Here is a 21,255-nt window from a genome sequence, read left to right on the forward strand (position 1 = left end):
TCTTGGTCGGGCCGCTTACATAACCGGCCACCCATCAACCCCGAAGCCACACCATCTTGGCCTGGCCGCTGACATAACCGGCCACCCACCAACCACGGAGCCAGACCATCTTGGTCTGGCGCCTGACATAACCGGCCACCCACTAACCCCGGAGCCAGACCATCTTGGTCTGGCCGCCCCATCCAACTCAACGCAATCGCACCACAAAACCATGCCCCCGCGGCGATTGATTCACGTCATTCGGCGAAGACCCAACAACCGCCAATCGCCCAACACTATCAAGCACAGCCCGCGCCGCGTAAAAAGTATAGGTAGGATGCCCCCAAAAGAAGACCCCCGGTGTATCAGCGCTCGGCGCAAAGCTCGTATCCAGCGTGCCATCCCCCATCAAACGCACAACCAACAACTCACCCGCCTGCAACGCCGGATTCGGGTGCGTCATCGCAGACCCGGTGACGAGCAACTTACCGTTGGGCTGCAAGCTGATCGCGCGAGCGGCCGCGTTATAGTCATCCAAAATATACGTCCCAGCAGTGGCGAAATCTCCGACCACCCGACCGTTGCTATCAAGCGCATGCACAAAGAACCGGCTCGGCGTCGGCTCCGCGTTAGCCTTATGCTCGCCGACCACAAAAATGCGCCCATCAGCTGAGTCCACAGCAAAGTCGAAGACCTCGTGACTCGCGCCATTGGCAAGCGCCAATCCGACCAATCCAGGATGCTCACCATCATCCCCGAAGCTCTCGTCGATCCGCCCATCCGGGTGAAAGCGCAGTAGGTACCCATTCGCCTGCCCCGTGGTGCCGTCGATAGAATCAACCAGGCCAAGAATCTTACCATCCTCAAGCACTTCCAATTCGCGAATCTTGGCGTAAAGCCAATTATTGCTGGGGTCGATCTGATGCAGCACCACGCCCGGGGTCTGCCCCAAAGCACCAAAACTCTCATCCAACGCCCCGTTCGAGCGAAGACGCATCAAGAGCGGCGTCATCTTATTGTTGGCGGCCACCAGGCCGCCCACCAATATCGTCTCATCCTGCAGAACTTCGAGCGCCCAGCACAAACTATTCGGCTTTTCCTCCGGAAGATCAAAAAACACCCGCCCCGGCATCTCCACATTAGTGCCAAACGTTACATCAGGGGATCCGTCGGGGTTCAGGCGAGCGACGAAAAGCCGCGATCTCCCCATTTCGGCGGCGCGTACATTGCCGCAGATGAGGCTCTTCCCATCCGCCTGAATCGCACCGGCCAACACGACAAAATCACGACCGATCGGCCCCGTTGAAAAGGTCTGAAAGCCTCCGTTATTTCCATACGCCGCATCGACCTCCCCCCCTTCCGTCATGCGCATCGAATAGATCTTTGGCCCCTCACTCTTAAACCGCCCACGCCCAGCGATAATTACTCCGTCATCCGAAGTCGACGACAGAGCGCTGGGGTCGGCGCGTAAATCCAAGGGACCGATAAATAGCCCCGGCGTCTCCTGGGAGGACGCAAAGTCGAGATCCAACTCACCAAGCGCCTCACTCCGCTCCTCGGGCGCGTCGGCGTCGCTCAAGTCCGGCCCGTCTGCGTCGGTCGAAGCATCCGTCGAAATGGCGTCCGTCGACACCGCGTCATCCGACGATATATCTTTCGATACATCGCCCTGCGACACGACGTCCGCGGACGAACCATCACTCCCTTCAACATCCCCCCGCCCATCCGCAACGCCCACATCTCCTTCGCCCCCAGCCTCGGACGGTTCGGCATCGTCGCAGGCCGCAATAACCAAGCCCAAAAGAAGAATAGACAACAGACGTTTCGCAGCAGTGAGATAATACATTTTTTGACTCGCGCAGAAGCGTTACACCGAAACTCGGCCCACAATGATCTCGCGGGACGCTATAATAGCTTCGGCGACCAGGTAAAGTGCAGTCCCGACTATCGAGCGCACCCTCAGCGCACCTTTTTATCTAATTTTAGCGTGACAGGGCGGCTCAACGCGGGCACCTTGGAGCGACAGAAGTAACGATAGATAATGACCAACCGCCTCTCGGGGAGAAAACCGCATGCCATTGATCATCTCTTTACTTCTGGGCTTCGTGCCAATGTTCGCCTACGCCCTCTTCGTCTATTGGCTGGACCGCTACGAAAAGGAACCCAAGCTCCTGCTCGGCGGCGTATTCTTCTGGGGGGCCTTCGTCGCCGGCCTCGGCGCATGCTTTATCAACACCAGCTTCGGGATCGGCCTACAACTTGCCTCCGGCTCCGCAGAACTCGCGAGCATCGCGACCACATCCATCGTTGCACCCGTGGTCGAAGAGCTCATCAAAGCCATGGCCGTCGCGGTGGTCTTCTTCCTCTTCCGCAAAGAATTCGACAGCATCTTGGACGGTATCATCTACGGCAGCATGGTCGGCCTGGGCTTCTCGGCCTGTGAAAACTTCAGCTATATTTTCCAACACGGCTATCTGGTCAACGGCTGGAGCGGTCTGGCCGTAAACGCTTTTATCCGCATCATCTTACTCGGCTGGCTCCACGCAACATTCACCGCCTTTACCGGCATCGGCTTCGCCATTTCTCGCCTCAGCGACAACCTATTCGTTAAATTTATCGCCCCCTTCATCGGCCTGGTCATCGCGATTAGCCTGCACGCATTTCACAACTCCATCGGCCACTTCATCAACGCCGAAGGCATCGCCTCGCTGGGCATCGTCGTGCTCACCGACATCCCCGGCTATATGGTCATCGTCGGCATGATCGTCTGGGCCAACATCCACGACCGCTCCATCCTCAAAAAACAACTCGCCGCCGAAGTCTCCCGAGGCCTGATCACCGAACCCGAATACCGAAAGGCACAATCCCCCTTCACCCTGACCACCGCCATCTTCAGCGGCCGCGCGAACTCCAAATTTTATCACCTACTCGGCGAACTCGCGCACAAGAAAAACCAACTGCAACGCATGGGCGACGAAAAGGGAAATGCCGAAAGAATCGAGGAACTTCGCACAATGATCACAAACCTACGCAAATAACCCCAGCGCTCTCCGATACACGACGCCGTTAATCAGCGACGCGTCGTGTGTCACTGCGCCGACGCAAAAAACAGACCGCAACTTCCCAAACCATCACCCCCCATCCACCTCAACCCCACGCGCATAACGCTGCGCCAGCACCGCGCACACCATCAACTGAATCTGATGAAAGATCATCACCGGCAACAAGATCGGCCCGATCGCCCCCGCCCCGAATAGAACGCTCGCCATCGGCACGCCATTGGCCAAACTCTTCTTTGAACCGCAAAATACAATCGTAATCTCATCTTCCCGCGAAAACCCCAGCCGACGCGTGGACCAGATATTTAGGCTCAGCACGAGCGCAAGCAGCAGCACGCAGACCAAAAATAGCGAGGCCAACGACCCGAGCCCCACCGTCGTCCATAAACCACCAATAACCGACTCGCTAAAGGCCGTATAAACCACCAGCAATATTGAGCCCTGGTCCACCACCTTCACAAGCCTCGCCCGGCGCTCCATCCAACTGCCGAGCAACGGACGCATCAGATGGCCGACCACAAACGGCAATAATATCTTCAGACTAATATTTCCTATCGCGCTCAGCAGCGACCCACTGCCCCCCAGCGCCGAGACGTCCGTCTGCAATAAGAATTGCAGCAACAACGGCGTGATAATAATGCCGACAACACTCGACGCCGACGCCGCACACACCGCCGCCGGCACGTTGCCCCGCGCAATCGAGGTAAAGGCAATCGCAGACTGAACCGTGCCAGGAAGTACGCACAGATACACCACGCCCATATAGAGCGCGTCCCCCAACAGGGGTTGCAGCACAGGCCCCAGCGCCCAACCAATCAACGGAAAGATAACGAAGGTCCAGGCGAATATAACGCCATGAAGCCGCCAATGCGTCGCGCCCGCGATAATGGCCTCGCGTGACAACTTCGCCCCGTGCAAAAAGAATAGGAGCGCAATAGCCGCAGTGGTCAAATGCTCAAAGAACACCGCGCCTCGCCCATGCGCCGGAATAAGCGTCGCCGCCGCAACCACCGCAATTAACGTCAGCGTAAATCGGTCGAACAAAAGACGCAGCTTTGGCTGCACGCGCTTTAGCAGCGAAGGTTCTGGCATATGAAGGTCTGAGGCGTTTCGGAGGGAATACGTGGGGGGAGTCCGAGCGGCGCACGGCGCGCCGCCCAATGACGCAAAAAGCTTATTTGCCCCGCTCGTAGGTACCAACCAGGCGGTTCATACCAATAACCTTCGGCTCAATCTCGCGCAGAAGCTCCCAAAGCGTCAGCCCCTCTTTGATGGGCGAATCATCATTCAGGGCAAGCACCCAAAAATAATAATGATGCTTCCCATGCCCCTCCGGTGGCATCGGCCCTCCATACCCCGGCTCGCCGAAGTCATTCTTCCCATCGGTATATTTCGACGTGCCTTCCTCAAGCTCGCGCACCGACCCAGGGATATTATAGAGCACCCAATGCACATACCCGTAGGTCCCACCGGGCGAAACCAGCGGCGCGTCGGGGTCATGGCAGACCACCGCGAACGCTTTAGTCCCTTCCGGAACTTCACCAAACGCAAGCGCCGGCGACACATCCACACCCTCACCCGTATGCTTACTCGGGATGGCCCCACCAGCTTCAAACGCGCTGCTGCTCAATTTCATATCAGAAAGTGCAAAACCCATTTCCAGTCTCCTATGAGTGTAGAATACCCGGGGCAACCGCCCCAAACGATATGTAAACGCCATCATAGTGACCAAGGGCATATGGGCAAGCCGAAGTCCGAACTCCCCCCCAATCTCCCGCGACCCCTGCCTACTCCTCTTCGCCCCCGCCACCCTCCTCATCCGCCTTAGCTACCGCCTCCAAGATTAGCCGCCCCAAACTCGGATGCAGCGCCCGAGGCTCCACCGGCCCAGCACAATTAAAAACAACCCCATCAATATCGAGCGACTTCATATGCTCGGCAAGTTGGATGCCGGTGAGGGTTAGTATCATGGGAGGACCGTGTTTGGCCCATTGGGGGCCGACGCTTGCAAGATAAGCATCTCGCCCCGCAGCAGACGTGAACACGGCCAACAACTTCCGTCCCTGCGAGTCCGGCGCCAAATCCAGGGTCTGCGACGCGCGCGTGATGATCTCAAAGCCCGAAAACGCCGCGATCGTCTCAAGCGTCCCCGGCGCGATCGGTGGCGCCATTGCCTCCAGAATCGCCTCATCGACCTCGGAGCCGTGACTGATCGAAAGCAACTCCTCAACCTCCTCCGACGACAACTCTAGTAACAGGCTCGTATGCGGATTTATCTGAATCCCTTTCCCATCGGACTCGCGCGCAGACGCCAAAAGCTGGCGCGCGCTGACAACCACCCAACCTCCTGGCATCCCATCAAACACGCCTGTCCCACGCGCAACATTGAACGCTTCAGGATCCGTGTACACCACATAATGACCGCCCTCCCCCTCCGGCCCACCTCGCCAGATCAGATCAGGCGTCTCATTGGCACCCGGGTTCCTTACCGGAACCAAACACTGCCGAGCCGTCGCAATATGCCGCATCAGTAGCGTTCGCGGCATCTCCTCTGCGTGAAACGCATCAACCGCCTTGCGCATCTGAAAATCAAATGTCGAATCTGCCATAATCTCCCTTTTGTCCGTCTTAAGTTAGGCATGCACGTTAACACCGAGGTTCAGGGATGACTACAATTAAATCGATTCTTCCGCTGCGCGATTATACCGCGCGTCTCCAGGCCCCCACTCGAACAAACTCTGCGAGCTCCCCGCGCAATCGCCACCAGACGAACTACTTCCGCCGAGCCCCTCGACCAGGCCTTTCGTCTACGCTATACTGCTCAGCTCAACCGACATGAAGTACCGTCGAAAACGCGCCGCACCTGCGCCATTGGGGCCATTGCGGCTACGATTCATGGAGGATGACATGCTCACACCCGACTTAGACCTATTAACCCCCACCTTGCAGAAGCTTAGCTCCGCCGAGGTCCGCCCCCCCAGCGGCATGCCGATCTCAACCTTCTTGGCCGAAGCAGAAACCTTCAACTCCCTGATCGCCCGAACCGACGTCTCGGACGGCCTCAAGAAAGTTGGGACGTCCGACGAGCGATTGGCTATCCTGCCCACCGCCGTCCAAGCTGCGCGCCAGGCCCAGTCGGTATGGGCCCAACAGCGAGGGCGGCGCAATAGTGAGGTCTTCAATGAAGCCATCAAACGCGGCGAAGCCCTGCGCACCCAAGCGCTCAAAGCCTGCAAGTGGAACCTTCGTCATGATGCCGAGATTCAAGCCAACCTCAAGTTCATCCGCCAAACCGGCAGCATCGCCACGCTCGCCCAGGACTTGCACGACCTCGCCAGATTGCTCGAAATGTACCCGTTGGCCTTCGAGTCAGATCAGACCTTCGATTCCTCCAGCGTGGTTATAGAAGCTCGCCAAATTGCGAGCACCCTGATGGACGAGAAGTCCGAGTACCATCACGGAATCTCTCAACACAGCGCCAAGGATATGCGGGACCGTGCCTTCACCTACCTCAACGAACTCCTAAGCGAATTTCGAAAAGCCGGCGAATACGCCTTCCGCGACAACCCGGAAATGGCCAAACGATTCACCAGCCGCTACTGGCGCAGCCAAAATCACCGCGTCGCGATCTCCAACCCTGAACTGCCCGCCGAGCCTGGCATCCTCGTGAACCTGGCAGAACTCCAAAACACAAGTGAACCTGCTCAACACAGCAGTTCAACCGTCTAACTCTAGGGCTAGACCACTAAAAAAGGCGACCCGTCTCCGGGCCGCCTTTTTTATGTTGCCTCCCGCCGTCAATCGATGACCAACAAACCTACAGGAATGACCCCACGACCTACTGAGACGACTCCACGACCTACTGAGACGACTCCACGACCTACTGAGACGACCTCACGACCTACTGAGACGACCCCACGACCTACTGAGACGACCTCACGACCTACTGAGACGACCTCACGACCTACTGAGACGACCCCACGACCTACTGAGACGACCTCGACTCCGCAAACGAGCCTATACACGCACCGCCGAAGCCATCACATATCGCGCAACTTACGCCGCAAGATCTTTCCGACCGGCGTCTTAGGCAGTTCATCTCGAAATAACACGTCCTGCGGTATCTTATACCCCGTCAGATTCGCCCGACAGTGCTCTATAATATCTTCCTTCGTGAGGCCCGGCTCTTTCTTCACGATCACCGCCCTCACCGTCTCACCTGACTTCTCATCAGGCACCCCTACCACGCCACACTCAAGCACTCCCGGATGCGCCGCTATCACCTCCTCAATCTCCGCCGGATAAACATTAAACCCCGACCTTACAATCATATCCTTCTTGCGGTCAGTAATCGTGACGCGACCCTCTTCATCCATATGCCCGACGTCCCCGGTCTTTAACCAACCGTCGCGCAACGTATTGGCGGTTTCCTCGGCATTATTCCAATACCCCACCATCACCTGCGGCCCGCGCGCGCACACCTCTCCAGTATGCGCCTCGATATCCCCTTCCCCCGTCCAGACCGGCAACTCGTTGAAATCCGCATCCCGTATCGACACCTCCGTCGACGGAAGCGGATAGCCAACCGACCCGTTCCAGGGCGTCTCCAGCAGATTGCCACACAGTCCCGGCGACGACTCCGTCAAACCGTAGGCCTCCGAGATATACGTTCCCGTCGTCGCCTTCCAACGCTCAGACACCGACTTCTGAACTGCCGCGCCGCCACCGACCACAACCTTCAGCGCCCCAAAGTCGACCGACTCAAACCCGGGCGCATGCAACAGCGCATTGAACAGCGTATTCACCCCTGTCATCACGCTAAATTTCCACTGCCCCAGCTCCTTCACCAACCCCGGCAAATCCCGCGGGTTCGAAATCAGCACGCTCAGGCTCCCCCACCGCATAAACGACAATGTCGAGGTCAAACAGAAGATATGATAGAGCGGCAGCGGCGCAACTACGATCTCTGCGCCCTCCTCAAAGCTCTCCGATATCCACACCCCCGTCTGCGCCAAGTTCGCCAGTATATTGCGATGCGTCAGCATCGCCCCCTTCGACACCCCCGTCGTGCCTCCGGTATATTGCAACAGCGCAACGTCCTCACTCGCCATCTCAACCGCACGAAACTCCTTCGACGCCCCATCATCAAGCGCATTGCGAAAGCTCACAGCCCCTTCGATGCGCCACGCCGGCACCATCTTCTTGACCTTTTTTGCCACGAAATTCACGATCCAACGCTTCGGCACCGGCAACATATCGCCCACTTGCGTTGTGACCACATGCTCGACCTGCGTGCGCTCGATCACCTGCTCCAAGACCGAAGCAAAATTCTCGACAATCACAATCGCCTTGGCCCCCGAGTCTTTGAGCTGATGCTCCAACTCCCGCCCGGTGTATAGCGGATTCACGTTCACCAGCACCATGCCCGCGCGCAGAATCCCAAACAATGCCACCGGGTATTGCAGCAGATTCGGCGACATCACCGCCACCCGGTCCCCCTTGCGCATCCCAGGCAGCCCCTGCAGATAGGCCGCAAAGTTGCGCGACAACCGCTCAACTTCCGCGTAGCTCTGGGTATGTCCTAGATTGTGAAACGCTGGCCTCCCCGAAAACTTGGCCGCCGTCTTCTCAAACATATCCGGAATCGACTCGTAGATGTCCGGGTCAATCTCGGCAGGCACACCGCTAGGATAATTATCAAGCCAAATCTTCGTCGCCATGGTCTCTCGCAGGGTATTATTTATCCAATTATTACACCCCAAGGGTATCGCACCGCGCCTGAAATCAAAAGCTGATAAGGGCGCCTCGCCTTTCGCTCTGAAGCCCCTGGACGGGAGCCTCCGGCCAACCTCCTCACCGTTCACAACAACTCGCGATACAACTCCGCCGGATCCTTCGCCGACAATAACACCGGCGCGATATCAAATACCGTCTTCGCCCCAAAATCCCCCCGCTCACAGAGCCGATACGCCGCTCGCGCATACGCCACCAGCACACTCGCCGTGAACTCCGGGTTCGATCCGAGCGCCAGGCGCGTCTGGATGAGCTGTGACGCGCCGCCACCCGTCTCGGCGCTTCGAATGACATAACCCCCGTGCGGAATCTCAGCGTGTTCGGCCTCAAGCTGCGCCTGTGTGATAAAATGAACCTGCGTTTGGTACGGCTCAAAATAGTCGGGCATGCTCACAATCGCCTCCCGAACCGCCTCCGCATCAGCCCCCGGCGCTAACACCACGTAACACTCGCGTCGGTGCGACTCACCGGCCGTCAGCTCGGGCTGCTCCCCACCTTCGACAGCCTCAATCGCGCTCTCCAGCGGGATGGTATACTGCACCGCCCCCGCCACGCCGGGCAGGCGGCGTATGACGTCAGAGTGCCCCTGACTCACGCCCTCTCCCCAAAAGGTATAGGTCTTCCCCTCAGGCAAAAACGCCTCCCCAATCAACCGCTGCAACGAGAACAACCCCGGGTCCCATCCGCTCGATATAATCGCGCTGCGCTGCGCCACCTGCGCCGCCTCGTCCACCGCCGCCAGATGCTCCGGAATTCGCGCGTGGTGGTCGTAACTGTCGACAATATTATACTGCCGCGCATATCGCGGGCTCTGATGCGGCAAATCATCCCGCGAGCCCCCACACAAAATCAACACATCCACCGGCGCATCACCTTTCTCAAGCGCCGCCACCGACTCCACCGGCGTCTCCGCCGAGAGCGCCGTCAATTTCCCCGGCGAACGCCGACTATAGATCCCAGCAAGGGTCATGTCGGGCTGCTGGGCAACCGACAACTCGACCCCGCGGCCAAGACGCCCATACCCTACGATTCCAATCCGAATCTCATCCTTCATTCATTTCTCCAAAGTTCTGATAACCTGCCATCCATCAACCAGGCGTCCTGGCTCCATTCCATCTCGCTCGCCTCGATATTACATCGCCAAGTCCTCACCGCAATCAGCCCCCCAACCCCCACTCCAACCCGCTCGCCTTCACCTCCTGGCCCAACCGCACCCACCGGCCGAAGCGCCACTCCCTCAGAGCATTGACAAACCCGCCAGCCCCAACAACTCTCGTGACTCGTTAAGCGCTTCCCGTACAAGAGTTTGTGGCATATGAGCAGTAAAAGCAGGGCCAGACGATTGAGCCCCACGGATATGATCTTTTTGCTAAGCGAATCCTCCACAGTGAAGATTCACGTTGGCGCGCTTCTCATTTTAACGCCCACCGAAGACAGCCCCGCGCAATGGATCCGCGAACTCCTTGACGCTGCCAACCACGGAAAAAAGCTCTGCCCTCCGTGGAATCTCAAGCTGGCTCACCCAGACTTCCTAAAACACCCCGCCCAATCCTGGGTTAAAGACGACCATATCGACCTCGGCCATCATATCCGCCGCGTCGCCGTCAGCGCACCGGGAGATACCAACGCCCTTAACACCACCGTCTCGCGCCTGCACACCCGCCCGGTCAACTTCCACCGCCCCCCCTGGGAGGTCGTCCTGCTCGACGGACTCGCCGACGGACGCGTCGCCATCTACGCCAAGATGCACCACGCGCTCATCGACGGCTTCACCGGCAGCAAAATCCTGACCCAGAGCCTGTCCACCGACCCCAACAAGGTCGACGCGCCGCTCTTTCTTTTCCAGCCGACATCCAGCTTCAACGCGCCCCCTCAACATAATTTATGGGAGACGGCCAACACCCAACTTCGAGCCGCCCCCCGCGCCGTCGGCGCCCTTCGTAACCTGTGGAAATCCGCCACTCAAGAACACTCAGAGACCAGCGCCCCGCCGCGCGCCCCTAAATCCATACTCAATGGGCGCATCGGCAAAAACCGCAACTTCTCCACCCAGCAATTTAGCTTCAGCCGCATCAAAGCCCTCGCCACCGCGGCCGACGCGACCGTCAACGATATCGTATTAGCCATTTGCGCCGGCGCCCTCAGACAATTCCTGCAGGAGATGGGCCAATTGCCCGATGAACCGCTGGTCGCCATGGTCCCGGTCAATATCCGCCCCCAAGGAGACCCCGGCGGCGGCAATAGCCTCGGCGCCATGCTCACCTCTCTGGCAACCGACATCCCCGACCCCGCCGGGCGCCTTCATGAAATCAAACGTGCCATGAACCAGGGGAAAGAGCGCCTCAAGAAACTCCCCCAGGCCGCGATGCTCCAATATAGCGCGGTGCGACTCATCCCTACCGGCCTGCAACACTTCGGCGGCGTCGGCGGATGGGTACGCCCTCAATTCAACATCATCATCTCCAACGTCCCCGGCTCCAGCCAACAACTCTACTTCCGCGGCGCTCGCCTCGACGCCGCCTACCCCGTATCCCTCCCCTTCCACGGCCAGGCCCTTAACATCTCCTGCAAAAGCAGCGCCGATGGCCTCAACTTCGGCATCACCGCCTGCCGCGATACCTTCCCCAACCTCGAACGCCTCGCCGACGCCATGCAGACCGCCTTCGATGAACTCGACGCCCTATTCTAGATCACCTGACTATCACTCCGTTTCACCCCGCCGCCTTCCATCCTCTCTCTCGTAAACCCAAACACATAATTGCGGCGGCCCCCAAATGGGACTCGCCGCAATCTCCTGGCTAGCCAGCTGGCTCCGGTATCACCAGCGGTGGGAACGGATTCGCAAGCTTCGCCCAACCCTCGCTATTTCCACCCGCTCGCTGCTCATCGAGCAAACACGCATCCAACCCCGAGCGTATCGCCGTCTCGTCCACCTGTTGGCCGATGAACACCAACTGCTGAGTACGGTCCCCAAACCGGGGATGCCAGTCTGGACGCTCATCTGCACGCTCGCCGGGCGAGTGCCCCCAGTGCTCCGGCGCGACCGCTGCCCACCACATTCCCGCAGGGTTCACGCTGCTGACCCCGCCCGCCTGGGCCCACTCGTAGGCCACTCGATGGTCGGCGGCCACCCAGAATAATCCCTTGGAGCGAAGCACACCGTGCCAATTCGCGTCGTCGTTGAGAAATCCCCATAACTTCTCCGCATCGAAGGGCCGCACGTTGCGATACGTGAAACTCGCAATCCCATACTCCTCGCTCTCCGGTATCTGCTCACCCTCCAACTCTCGAATCCACCCCGCAGAGCTCGCCGCTTTCTCATAGTCAAAGAGCCCCGTATCAAGCACACACTCCAGCGGAACCTGCCCGCGCGTCGCCATCAACACCTGTGCGCCCGGATTCAGCGCCCTGACGATGGCCTCAACCTCCATGGCCTGATCATCCGTCACAAGATCGATCTTATTCAACACAATCACGTCGGCAAACTCAACCTGGTCAACCAGTAGATCCGTCACTGTGCGTTGATCCCCCTCGCCCAGTGACTCCCCCCGCTGCTGCAAAGCATCAGCCGCTTCATAATCCCGAAGGAAACTCGCCGCATCCACGACCGTCACCATCGTGTCGAGACGTGCAACCTCGCTCAGGCTCACCCCACTCTCGTCTTCAAACGTGAACGTCTGCGCCACCGGGATTGGCTCCGAAATCCCGGTCGACTCAATCAGCATATAGTCAAAGCACCCCTCCTGGGCCAGTCGGGAAACCTCTGCAAGCAGGTCATCCCGCAGCGTGCAGCAGATGCAACCATTGGACATCTCCACGAGCCTCTCCTCAGTTCGGCTCAACTCTGCCCCACCGCGCTCCACAAGCGCCGCGTCAATATTCACCTCGCTCATATCGTTCACAATAACTGCGACACGACGACCTTCACGGTTACAAAGGATCTGATTCAGCAAGGTTGTCTTTCCCGCGCCGAGAAATCCCGACAACACCGTCACCGGCAAGCGCGCTTGCTCCAAATTGTTTTCTTGTTTCATGATCTTTATTACTCCTCTTCATACTCATTCGGGAATGCACTGGGTCGAATCCGTCAGGTCAAGCACATAGCCCGCGTCGCAATGGCACGTATCGCCGTGCAAATGTCCGTGACCGTTGCACTCCTCTTCGACCAACGGGAGACCCGCGAGCTCAACGTCGAAACTCCACGCTTCGATTTGCAGTACCTCTCCGCCCTGGACTGGCTCCGTTTCATAACCCTCCCCAATATTTACCTCCTGAAATACCACTCCCAACAACTCGCCGGTCAGATGCTCGCCCGCTGCTCCTCCAATCGCGTCAAGATGCACCTGACCCTCAGCGCGCGGCATAAAACTTCGCTCACAATGGAAGTGATCTCCGTGAGCCTCACACCCAGTCTTCAGAATCAGGCAGGTACCGCAGCTAGCGTAGTCCGTCTCCGCCTCGCCGATCTCGACGACACCTGCCGAGGTCGGGCCCCCGAATGCCTCGTAGAGCTCCATTCCCAGAACAACGTCGCCCCCGATCGCCTCAAGCACCCAAAACTGCGAGCCATCATCAGCCATACCTGTCGACGCGCTCAGTTCACTCGACGCGAACTCGAACTCACCCTCATGCCCAGAATCTTCACTATGCTCGTGGCCACTATCACCACCGCCTGCGTCCTGCTCATGCTCATGACCGTGACCATCCTCCCCATCCGGGGCCACGCACGACTGCTCATCTTCCGACAAAACATAGCCCGCATCGCAGTGACAATGGTCGCCGTGCCGCTCACCATGGCCACCGCAGACCTGCTCAATAGTGCCTTCGTCGTCACCACAACCCGTGCTCAACGCAAACCCCGTCAATAAGGAGGCAACCACGCATGCACGAACAACACCGATAGAATTGGGAAAAGTAAAATTCATCTCAGGCTCCGTTAAATAAACGCAAATAGAATACACCTGCAAGCCACTTGCAAGTCAGGCCCAGCTAGCACACCTCAAAACCACTTGCAAGCTAGTTGCAAGTAGAGCCCGCTTCCATTAGACTTTGCGCGTTCACGCTCCCCCCCACTGCCGAGATACAAAATGACCATCAACAAGGACGAGGCACGCAGGCTACTCCACGAAAGCAACCTCCGCGCCACCGCTCCGCGAGTCGCGGTACTTCAAATACTTGCCTCCTCCCGCACCCCACTGTCACACACCGAGGTCCTTGAGCTCTTGGGTGAGACCGACTGGGATCCGGCCACGATCTATCGAAACCTGGTAAAGTTGCGCGATGCCGGGGTTGCGCCAGTGGTCAGTCGCGTCGAAGGCATTGACCGTTACTCGCTCGTCCGCAATCAGCACGACGAACACCGACACCCCCACTTCATCTGCGAAGATTGCGGCCAGATCGCTTGCTTGCCCGCCGAGCTAACCGCTTCAATGTTGCTCGAAGGCCCCTGGGCCAACTCCATCCAGAGCGCGATGGTCCAGCTTCGCGGCGAATGCCCGGATTGCCTGGAACCGCCCCCCTGAAGCCTCGCCATGACAACATTGACCGACCAACGTCCTCCCCCACACACCCGCAACACAAAAAAAGGCCCGGTCACAATGAAGTGACCGGGCCTCTACACCATCATGCCATCAACTTAGAACGACGCGATGATGTCGTTGAACGTCTTGCTCGGGCGCATCGCTGCGACGACCGCGTCCTCGTCAGGCATATAATAACCACCGACTTCCATCGGCTGCCCCTGACACTCGATCATCTCTTTGACGATCTGCTCCTCATTCTCTGCAAGCTTCGCCGCCAGCGGCGCAAACCGATCCGCCAACTCCGCGTCGTCGGATTGGTTCGCCAGCGCTTCGGCCCAGTACATGGTCAGGTAGAAGTGCGAGCCGCGGTTGTCCAGCTCGTTGACCTTGCGGCTCGGCGACTTATTGGTCAGCAAATACTTCGTAGTCGCATCGTCGAGCGTCGCGCCCAGAACCTTCGCCGCCGGGTTATCGTAGGCTTCGCCCAGGTGCTCAAACGATACGGCAAGCGCCAGGAATTCTCCCAACGAGTCCCAGCGCAGGTGGTTCTCTTTCTCGAACTGCTGCACATGCTTCGGAGCCGAACCACCAGCACCCGTCTCAAACAGGCCGCCACCGTTCATCAGCGGGACAATCGAGAGCATCTTCGCGCTCGTGCCAACCTCCAGGATCGGGAACAGGTCGGTGAGATAATCACGCAGCACGTTGCCGGTAACCGAGATCGTATCTTCACCGTTGCGCAGACGCTTCAGCGTGAACTCGCTCGCCTCGCGAATCGCCATGATATGGATCTCAAGGCCGTCGGTGTCGCTCTCGTCGAGATACTGGTTGACCTTCTTAATCAGCTCCGCGTCGTGAGCACGCGTCTTGTCGAGCCAGAACACCGCCGGCACACCGGTGGCGCGGGCGCGACGCAGCGCAAGCTTCACCCAGTCCTGGACAGGCGCGTCTTTGGTCTGACACATACGCCAGATATCGCCCGCTTCGACCGTGTGATTAATCAGCTCCTTTCCGTCAGCGTCCACGACGCGGACCACGCCGTTCGACGCGATCTCAAACGTCTTATCGTGCGAGCCGTACTCCTCGGCTTTCTTCGCCATAAGACCGACGTTGGGCACGCTCCCCATCGTCGTCGGATCATAGGCGCCGTTCGCCTTGCAATCGTCGAAAACCGCCTCGTAGACGTCGGCATAGCTCGAATCAGGAAGCACCGCTTTGGTCTCCTGAGTCTTGCCATCCTTATTCCACATGCAACCCGACGTGCGGATCATCGCCGGCATCGACGCGTCAACGATGACGTCGCTCGGCACGTGAAGGTTCGTGATTCCCTTGTCCGAGTTCACCATCGCGATGTCGGGACCGTTGGCATAGACCGCCTGTATGTCGGCTTCGATCTCAGCGCGCTTGTCGGCCGGAAGCTCCTCGAGCTTCGCAACGAGATCCCCAAAGCCGTTCTTCACGTCCACGCCGAGCTCATCAAACACCTGCCCATGCTTCTCGAACACCGGCGCGAAATAAGCTCGAACCGCGTGGCCGAAAATAATCGGGTCCGAGACCTTCATCATCGTCGCTTTCATATGCAACGAGAAGAGAATCCCCTTCTCCCGCGCATCCGCGACCTGCTCTTCAAGGAATTTCACCAGCGCCTTCTTGCTCATGACCGATGCATCGATCACTTCGCCCTCCAGCAGGCTAAGCTCTTTGAGCTGCGTGGTCGCGCCGTCTGCCGCGACATGCTCAATGCGTACCGTCGTCGCCGCCCCGAGCGTCACCGACTTCTCACTATTGCGGAAGTCCCCCGCCTTCATCGACACCACCTCCGAGCGCGAGTCCGACGACCACTCGCCCATCGAATGCGGGTTCGCGCGGGCGTACTCTTTGACCGCCTTCGGCGCCCGACGGTCGGAGTTACCCTCACGCAGCACTGGATTGACCGCGCTCCCTTTGACGACGCCGTATCGCTTGGCGATCTCTTTCTCTTTGTCCGTCTCAGGATCTTCCGGAAAATCAGGAATCGCATAGCCCTTGGCCTGAAGCTCCGCGATCGCAGCCTTCAGCTGCGGCACCGACGCCGAAATATTCGGCAGCTTGATCATATTGGCTTCCGGCTTAAGCGCGAGCTCACCGAGATACGCCAGGTCGTCGCTGACGCGCTGCTCCTCGCTGAGGTAGTCGGGGAAATTCGCAAGGATCCGCCCCGCCAACGAGATGTCGCGCGCCTCCATCTCAATACCGACCGGCGCCGTAAAGGCCTCGACGATCGGGAGGAAGGAACGCGTGGCGAGCGCCGGAGCCTCGTCAGTCTTCGTGTAGATGATGGTCGGTTTGTCACTCATTATCAGAACCTCTTATGTGTATAAGGATGTTAAACGGTGCGAATCCTATCATGAACTCCCCCCAATAAAAAAGCCTCTTTCGAGTAAAGACACTCCCAAACAATCACACCCGCAACCACGGGCCAACCCCGCGCACTGCGAACGCATTCGAGCGCCGCCACCCAACCGAAATACCCCTGGTTAAGACCGGCCAACACGAACGCTGTCTGCGTGTAGCCAACGCCTACGATCCGGTCAAGGCGCCGAGAGAACGCCCCCCTCGCCGAAATCCAGACACAAAAAAGCCCCAGACTTGCGTCTGGGGCTTCGTTGCGACTCCGGCTACTGGACTCGAACCAGTGACAAGGCGATTAACAGTCGCCTGCTCTACCAACTGAGCTAAGCCGGATTACCTCCGCGGTGGACGCCTTGTGAGCAACCCCGCCTGGGAGCCGATTTTCTGCCACAGTCCAAACACGCTGTCAACTAGTTTTGTTATTTTTGTTAACAATTTTTCCAGAACCTCCTCCAGACAGCTCAACGAACCCCTCACCACCCAACCGCCGACCTCTGCGTCACTTTGCACCTCCCTCGCCAGACACCCGAATTTTGCTCCCCGGCCGCCCACCCCCAAGTCACACGCGCCCTGCACCACCGCTCCCCGCGCCGAACCCAACGCCCGTAATAATACCCCAAAATTGCGCAAAATGGGCACCAATACCTCGCTGATTTTGCACTGCACTCTGAGTAGAGTCCCTCGCAGATCATCGTTTCGTTTAACCCGTTTCATAACTATCTACAGTGAGATTCAATCCTCATGAATACAACGACTCAACGCCATGCCCCGCTCCGGTGGCTATTCTCACTATGTATTATCGCGGTCGCGCTCAGCGCCTCGGTGGGCTGCGAGCCTGGCCCCATCGACGTCGAGGCCCCCCTGCCAGTCGAGGAACTAGAGGACCCCGAGATCGGTCTATGCGACGAAGAACCCGACGACTGGGCGCCCAGACCACGCTGGGGAGAGATCACCTCCGGAAAACCCGACTACCAAAACCTCAGCAGCAACCTGAACTTCCTCGACAGCATCAAGCTGCTCACCTCGATGTTCACCAAGGCCACTGCCAAGCTCGAGAGCGTCCAGGAGGTCACCACCGGTCAGGTCAACGGCAACTGCCTATGCAATTGCGACTTCGGTACCACCCAACTGCCCGGCGACATCGAGCTGAGCGCGCTGGGCGACTGGCTCGACGCCAACGCCCCACAATACTCAGCTTGCTTTGACGACACCCTCACTCGCCAGGAGTGCAACACCTATTGCGACGGCCTACCCGGCAACCTCAACGTGGGCACCCCGTCGGTGCAAACCTGGAACTCCAACGACCTCTTCTTGTCGGTAGAGATCGCCGGGCAATCGGCCAGCGTCTCCAAGCGCACCGTCTTGGAGCTTATCCACTCCCTGGATGGCATCTCGGCCTATCTGCAGAGCGTCGAGTTCCAAGGCGTGCTCGACGCCATGGGCGCGATCGGCGCAGGACTGCAGAACTTCGCCGACCTCATCGCCGCTCTACTCGAGTACGTCGACCGCTTCACCTCAGGATACCACCTGGGCGCCTACACCGAGCAGCGCCCCGACCTGCACATGTGCGTGGGCTACGCCGGCCACGCCGTCTTCGCCCAGATGGGCAACCTCGGCGGCGAAAACGTCAGCATCGGCGCGCGCTACAGCTCGCACAACTTGAGCCGCTCGCACCGCGCCCAATTCCGCACCGGCGGCTTCGCGGTCAACGCCTTCGGCAAAAGCCTGAGCCTGATGCCCTCGGCCGAGGCCAACATTCAGGTCAACGGCTTCGGCTTCTGGAACGCCCAGAAGCCCTTCGGCATCCCGACCAGCACAGCCCCCATTACCTCAGACGACGTCGAAGACTACGACATCTTCCAACTCGTCGAGCCCGGCGAATTCGACGCCCTGGCCGACGCCAACGGTAATGTCTACGTCCCCGGCTCCCTCTTCATCTCCAACTTCTACCCGGCGAGCTATACCTCGGCTGACGACGGGCAAAGCTACACCTGGCCGCGGCCCCAGGTTGACCGACCGTGGGAGGAGCCAAGCATCGCGATCATGTCCGCCGGGCTCAACCTCAAGCTCGACCTGGAGCCGCTCCAGCTCGACCTGCCCACGATCACCGTCTATCCCGGCGCCTACATTACCCCCTATTTCAAGCTGGGCGCGGGCGTCGAGTGGATCCACGACGCATACGTCATGCGCGACCGTATCCGCGACAAAGTCAACGAGAATATCCCGGCGGCGGCACAACTTCAGGACGCCGACTTCGCCCGCGAGATGCACGCCATGCAGGCGCCCGACGTCAGCGAAGACAACGGCACCACCGCGTACGTCACCCCCGAGATCGGCGCGCACCTGCTCTTCGGCGTAAAGCTGGCCAAATGGCTGGAGTTGGGCATCTCTGCCAACGTCGGCGTGGGCGTCAAAGTCCAGCCGGGCGGCTGGGGCGGCGTGGTTGACCTGAACTACGCGCTGGTTCAAGCGCTCGTAAATAGCAACCCGCCGGTCGACGCACCGTGCAACGCGGTCTTCGATGTGGTTAAAGGTCTCTCCTGCAACAATAAAGCGATCGGCCAGTCCGACGCCAAACTCTCCTGCGAAAACGGCGCCGAAAACGCCTGCGAGACCCTCGGCTACTGCGTCAATCAAGACGGCGAAATAGTCGCCGCAGACGTCACTGAGGCCGACTGTCTGGCCCTTGTGCCCGGCGCTGGAAACCCCGGCGACGGCGGCGGCCAACCCGACGGCGGCCGTTGCTGCATGAAGACACAAGACCCGGCCACCGGCCAGAGTGAGATGTCTTTCACCTGCCTCCTGAGCAAAAACGAGTGCGTTGAATCCCAGGGACGCTGGGTCAACGGCGGCGTCTGCAGCCCCGAGACCAACCCCGAAGCATGCAGCGACCCCGGCGACGGCGGTGCTCAAGACAATTCGCATAGCCCCTTCAAAGCCTACTCTTGCGTGCAAACCAGCGAGCCAAAGGTCACCGGTTGGGAAGGCGACGGCTGTCACCCTCTTGGCACCGGCTTCATGTCGGCTTGCGGTTGCGATAGTGACGCCGACTGCACCAGCGGCGAAACCTGCAATGTCGACGGCGTCTGCGTCGACGCGCAGTCCGACACCTATACCTGCGCCTGCGATCCCCAGGATCCAAACGCATGTGGCGACGGTCGAACCTGCTCCGAGGGCGCCTGCCTGATGGAATGCGCCGTCGACGACGACTGCGCGCAAGGACGCGTCTGCGACACCGGGCTTTGCCGCCCGCCGCACGGCATCCCCACCGCCGAAGAGATCGTCTGGGGCATGCAAAACGTCGACGCCCCGCTGCACGCGGTCAGCAGCTACGCCCTGTCGGACCTGCTCCTGTGGGCATATTTGACCGCCGGAATCGACATCAAAATGGCCGCCCAGATCTTTGGAAAGTCCAAGGAATTCAAGCTCTTTGATTGGAGCGACGCGTGGGAATTGGCCTCAACCTATAAGATTTGGTACCAGCCCGGCCTGGAAGCACGCTACCAGGACCAGTGCAGCGCCGAGCTCGGCGCCATGACCAACCACCAGCCCCAGCCTGTGACCGGCTCCGCCACCAGCCCCCTGCCCGGCGGCTTCATGAGCGGCTACGTCGAGCGCTACCCCGAAACTCCGTTGACCTCGGTCTACGAGGGCAACGCCGGCAGCCCCCAGGACTTCATCGACTGGTGTAAAGAGGACATGAAGGAGAACGTCGAGAACCCCGTGCCGCCCAAGCCCTCCGACATCGGCGACAGCCTGACCGACCTGGTCAACTGGGGCGAGGAGATTGGGTTGGAGTTGTGGTCCAAGAATCAGTTGTGCATTGATGGGCAACCTTGGGAAGAATGGACGCAGAACGTCGGCGGCTCCATCGACAACCTCAACTGCGAGTACCGTGACCCGGAGACCGGCCAAGCCCACTCCTGGCTATGCCGTGACGCCCTCAAAGCGGTCGTCAAGACCTGGGGCTGCCTGGAGGCGAACCTCAGCCCGGCCAGCGTCGCCATGGCGATGACGTTCCCGCACCTGCTCAACGGCAGCACCTTCGACCTCAACCAGATGTTGATCGACCCGAGCGACGAGCTCTCGGTTGACAACCTCAAACCCCAATATCGCTACGCGACTGTCACCCAACCCACCTATCACCCGCAGGTTGGTGAGGCGTGGATGAATAGTGTCGAGTCTTGCTTCGACGCGCGTTGGGACACCGAGTCGGTCTGCGAATGCAGCTCCGACGCCGACTGCCAGCAAGGCTTGCAGCAGACCTGTGGCCCGCAAGATCGCTGCATCGACGCCGACGGAAACGAGCCGCAATGCTCGATCTTCACCATCTCGGCCGAGCCCGGCCCTTGCGGAGGCTCCTGCCGAAAAGGCGACACTTGCATCGACGCAAGCAGCCCGGACGAGTGCATTCGCGGCATGGAGTTCCACGCCGGCGAATCGTGTAACTAATCCCTCGTTGAGCTAAGGCTCACGCGCCCCGGACCACCCAATTAGGCGGCCCGGGGCGT

Annotated in this window: 14 protein-coding genes and 1 tRNA gene; 5 read left to right on the plus strand and 10 right to left on the minus strand. The window is 59.3% G+C overall.

Annotated features, from left to right (window positions below; genetic code table 11):
* Nucleotides 1-187: 187 nt before the first annotated feature.
* Nucleotides 188-1,612 carry an NHL repeat-containing protein gene (locus DN745_RS12455; protein ID WP_162687643.1) on the minus strand — a complete coding sequence of 475 codons (1,425 nt, stop codon included), beginning with the start codon at nucleotides 1,610-1,612 and terminating at the stop codon, nucleotides 188-190.
* Between the two features lie 439 nt (nucleotides 1,613-2,051).
* Between DN745_RS12455 and DN745_RS12460 the strand changes: the two genes are divergently transcribed.
* A complete protein-coding gene (locus DN745_RS12460) occupies nucleotides 2,052-3,017 on the plus strand; it encodes a PrsW family intramembrane metalloprotease (RefSeq protein WP_111335289.1) in 966 nt (321 codons plus the stop codon).
* A 93-nt stretch (nucleotides 3,018-3,110) separates the two neighbouring features.
* On the opposite strand, the gene DN745_RS12465 is transcribed toward DN745_RS12460, so the two are convergent.
* The 3 genes from DN745_RS12465 to DN745_RS12475 form a co-directional block, all read right to left on the minus strand.
* Complete coding sequence (locus DN745_RS12465) at nucleotides 3,111-4,130, minus strand: bile acid:sodium symporter family protein (RefSeq protein WP_111335290.1); 1,020 nt, start codon at nucleotides 4,128-4,130, stop codon at nucleotides 3,111-3,113.
* A gap of 82 nt (nucleotides 4,131-4,212) precedes the next feature.
* Nucleotides 4,213-4,695 carry a YbhB/YbcL family Raf kinase inhibitor-like protein gene (locus DN745_RS12470; RefSeq protein WP_111335292.1) on the minus strand — a complete coding sequence of 161 codons (483 nt, stop codon included), beginning with the start codon at nucleotides 4,693-4,695 and terminating at the stop codon, nucleotides 4,213-4,215.
* 130 nt (nucleotides 4,696-4,825) lie between these two features.
* Nucleotides 4,826-5,647 (minus strand): hypothetical protein, encoded by an 822-nt coding sequence (locus DN745_RS12475; RefSeq protein ID WP_111335294.1) that lies wholly within the window; start codon nucleotides 5,645-5,647, stop codon nucleotides 4,826-4,828.
* Nucleotides 5,648-5,945: 298 nt separating this feature from the next.
* Here DN745_RS12475 and DN745_RS12480 point away from each other — a divergent pair, with 298 nt between their 5' ends.
* Nucleotides 5,946-6,767: a hypothetical protein gene (locus tag DN745_RS12480; protein ID WP_133621866.1), complete on the plus strand. Its 822-nt coding sequence runs from the start codon at nucleotides 5,946-5,948 to the stop codon at nucleotides 6,765-6,767.
* A 311-nt stretch (nucleotides 6,768-7,078) separates the two neighbouring features.
* Here DN745_RS12480 and DN745_RS12490 read toward each other — a convergent pair whose 3' ends face one another.
* Nucleotides 7,079-8,758 (minus strand): AMP-binding protein, encoded by a 1,680-nt coding sequence (locus DN745_RS12490; protein ID WP_111335297.1) that lies wholly within the window; start codon nucleotides 8,756-8,758, stop codon nucleotides 7,079-7,081.
* Between the two features lie 140 nt (nucleotides 8,759-8,898).
* Complete coding sequence (locus DN745_RS12495) at nucleotides 8,899-9,885, minus strand: diaminopimelate dehydrogenase (protein WP_111335298.1); 987 nt, start codon at nucleotides 9,883-9,885, stop codon at nucleotides 8,899-8,901.
* A 261-nt stretch (nucleotides 9,886-10,146) separates the two neighbouring features.
* Here DN745_RS12495 and DN745_RS12500 point away from each other — a divergent pair, with 261 nt between their 5' ends.
* Nucleotides 10,147-11,520 carry a WS/DGAT/MGAT family O-acyltransferase gene (locus DN745_RS12500; protein ID WP_111335300.1) on the plus strand — a complete coding sequence of 458 codons (1,374 nt, stop codon included), beginning with the start codon at nucleotides 10,147-10,149 and terminating at the stop codon, nucleotides 11,518-11,520.
* Nucleotides 11,521-11,629: 109 nt separating this feature from the next.
* Here the strand turns inward: DN745_RS12500 and zigA are convergent, their stop codons facing one another.
* Both zigA and DN745_RS19365 read right to left on the minus strand, forming a co-directional pair.
* On the minus strand, nucleotides 11,630-12,865 hold the full coding sequence (gene zigA, locus DN745_RS12505; RefSeq protein WP_111335302.1) for a zinc metallochaperone GTPase ZigA: 1,236 nt from the start codon (nucleotides 12,863-12,865) through the stop codon (nucleotides 11,630-11,632).
* 24 nt (nucleotides 12,866-12,889) lie between these two features.
* Complete coding sequence (locus tag DN745_RS19365) at nucleotides 12,890-13,756, minus strand: hypothetical protein (RefSeq protein ID WP_133621865.1); 867 nt, start codon at nucleotides 13,754-13,756, stop codon at nucleotides 12,890-12,892.
* A gap of 162 nt (nucleotides 13,757-13,918) precedes the next feature.
* On the opposite strand from DN745_RS19365, the gene DN745_RS12520 reads away from it, so the two are divergent.
* Nucleotides 13,919-14,353 (plus strand): Fur family transcriptional regulator, encoded by a 435-nt coding sequence (locus DN745_RS12520; protein WP_111335307.1) that lies wholly within the window; start codon nucleotides 13,919-13,921, stop codon nucleotides 14,351-14,353.
* A 113-nt stretch (nucleotides 14,354-14,466) separates the two neighbouring features.
* On the opposite strand, the gene DN745_RS12525 is transcribed toward DN745_RS12520, so the two are convergent.
* Both DN745_RS12525 and DN745_RS12530 read right to left on the minus strand, forming a co-directional pair.
* Nucleotides 14,467-16,689: an NADP-dependent isocitrate dehydrogenase gene (locus DN745_RS12525; protein ID WP_111335308.1), complete on the minus strand. Its 2,223-nt coding sequence runs from the start codon at nucleotides 16,687-16,689 to the stop codon at nucleotides 14,467-14,469.
* A 315-nt stretch (nucleotides 16,690-17,004) separates the two neighbouring features.
* Nucleotides 17,005-17,077: transfer RNA gene (locus DN745_RS12530), tRNA-Asn, on the minus strand.
* Nucleotides 17,078-17,485: 408 nt separating this feature from the next.
* On the opposite strand from DN745_RS12530, the gene DN745_RS12540 reads away from it, so the two are divergent.
* Complete coding sequence (locus DN745_RS12540; protein WP_111335311.1) at nucleotides 17,486-21,196, plus strand: hypothetical protein; 3,711 nt, start codon at nucleotides 17,486-17,488, stop codon at nucleotides 21,194-21,196.
* Nucleotides 21,197-21,255 lie beyond the last annotated feature (59 nt).

Origin of the sequence: Bradymonas sediminis (assembly GCF_003258315.1) — a bacterium.
GTDB lineage: Bacteria > Myxococcota_A > Bradymonadia > Bradymonadales > Bradymonadaceae > Bradymonas > Bradymonas sediminis.

Bases quoted from the DNA above. Each gene is read 5' to 3' on its own strand.
- DN745_RS12460 (WP_111335289.1), top strand. From the start codon at position 2,052: ATGCCATTGATCATCTCTTTACTTCTGGGCTTCGTGCCAATGTTCGCC.
- DN745_RS12465 (WP_111335290.1), bottom strand. From the start codon at position 4,130: ATGCCAGAACCTTCGCTGCTAAAGCGCGTGCAGCCAAAGCTGCGTCTT.
- DN745_RS12470 (WP_111335292.1), bottom strand. From the start codon at position 4,695: ATGGGTTTTGCACTTTCTGATATGAAATTGAGCAGCAGCGCGTTTGAA.
- DN745_RS12475 (WP_111335294.1), bottom strand. From the start codon at position 5,647: ATGGCAGATTCGACATTTGATTTTCAGATGCGCAAGGCGGTTGATGCG.
- DN745_RS12480 (WP_133621866.1), top strand. From the start codon at position 5,946: ATGCTCACACCCGACTTAGACCTATTAACCCCCACCTTGCAGAAGCTT.
- DN745_RS12490 (WP_111335297.1), bottom strand. From the start codon at position 8,758: ATGGCGACGAAGATTTGGCTTGATAATTATCCTAGCGGTGTGCCTGCC.
- DN745_RS12495 (WP_111335298.1), bottom strand. From the start codon at position 9,885: ATGAAGGATGAGATTCGGATTGGAATCGTAGGGTATGGGCGTCTTGGC.
- DN745_RS12500 (WP_111335300.1), top strand. From the start codon at position 10,147: ATGAGCAGTAAAAGCAGGGCCAGACGATTGAGCCCCACGGATATGATC.
- zigA (WP_111335302.1), bottom strand. From the start codon at position 12,865: ATGAAACAAGAAAACAATTTGGAGCAAGCGCGCTTGCCGGTGACGGTG.
- DN745_RS19365 (WP_133621865.1), bottom strand. From the start codon at position 13,756: ATGAATTTTACTTTTCCCAATTCTATCGGTGTTGTTCGTGCATGCGTG.
- DN745_RS12520 (WP_111335307.1), top strand. From the start codon at position 13,919: ATGACCATCAACAAGGACGAGGCACGCAGGCTACTCCACGAAAGCAAC.
- DN745_RS12525 (WP_111335308.1), bottom strand. From the start codon at position 16,689: ATGAGTGACAAACCGACCATCATCTACACGAAGACTGACGAGGCTCCG.
- DN745_RS12540 (WP_111335311.1), top strand. From the start codon at position 17,486: ATGAATACAACGACTCAACGCCATGCCCCGCTCCGGTGGCTATTCTCA.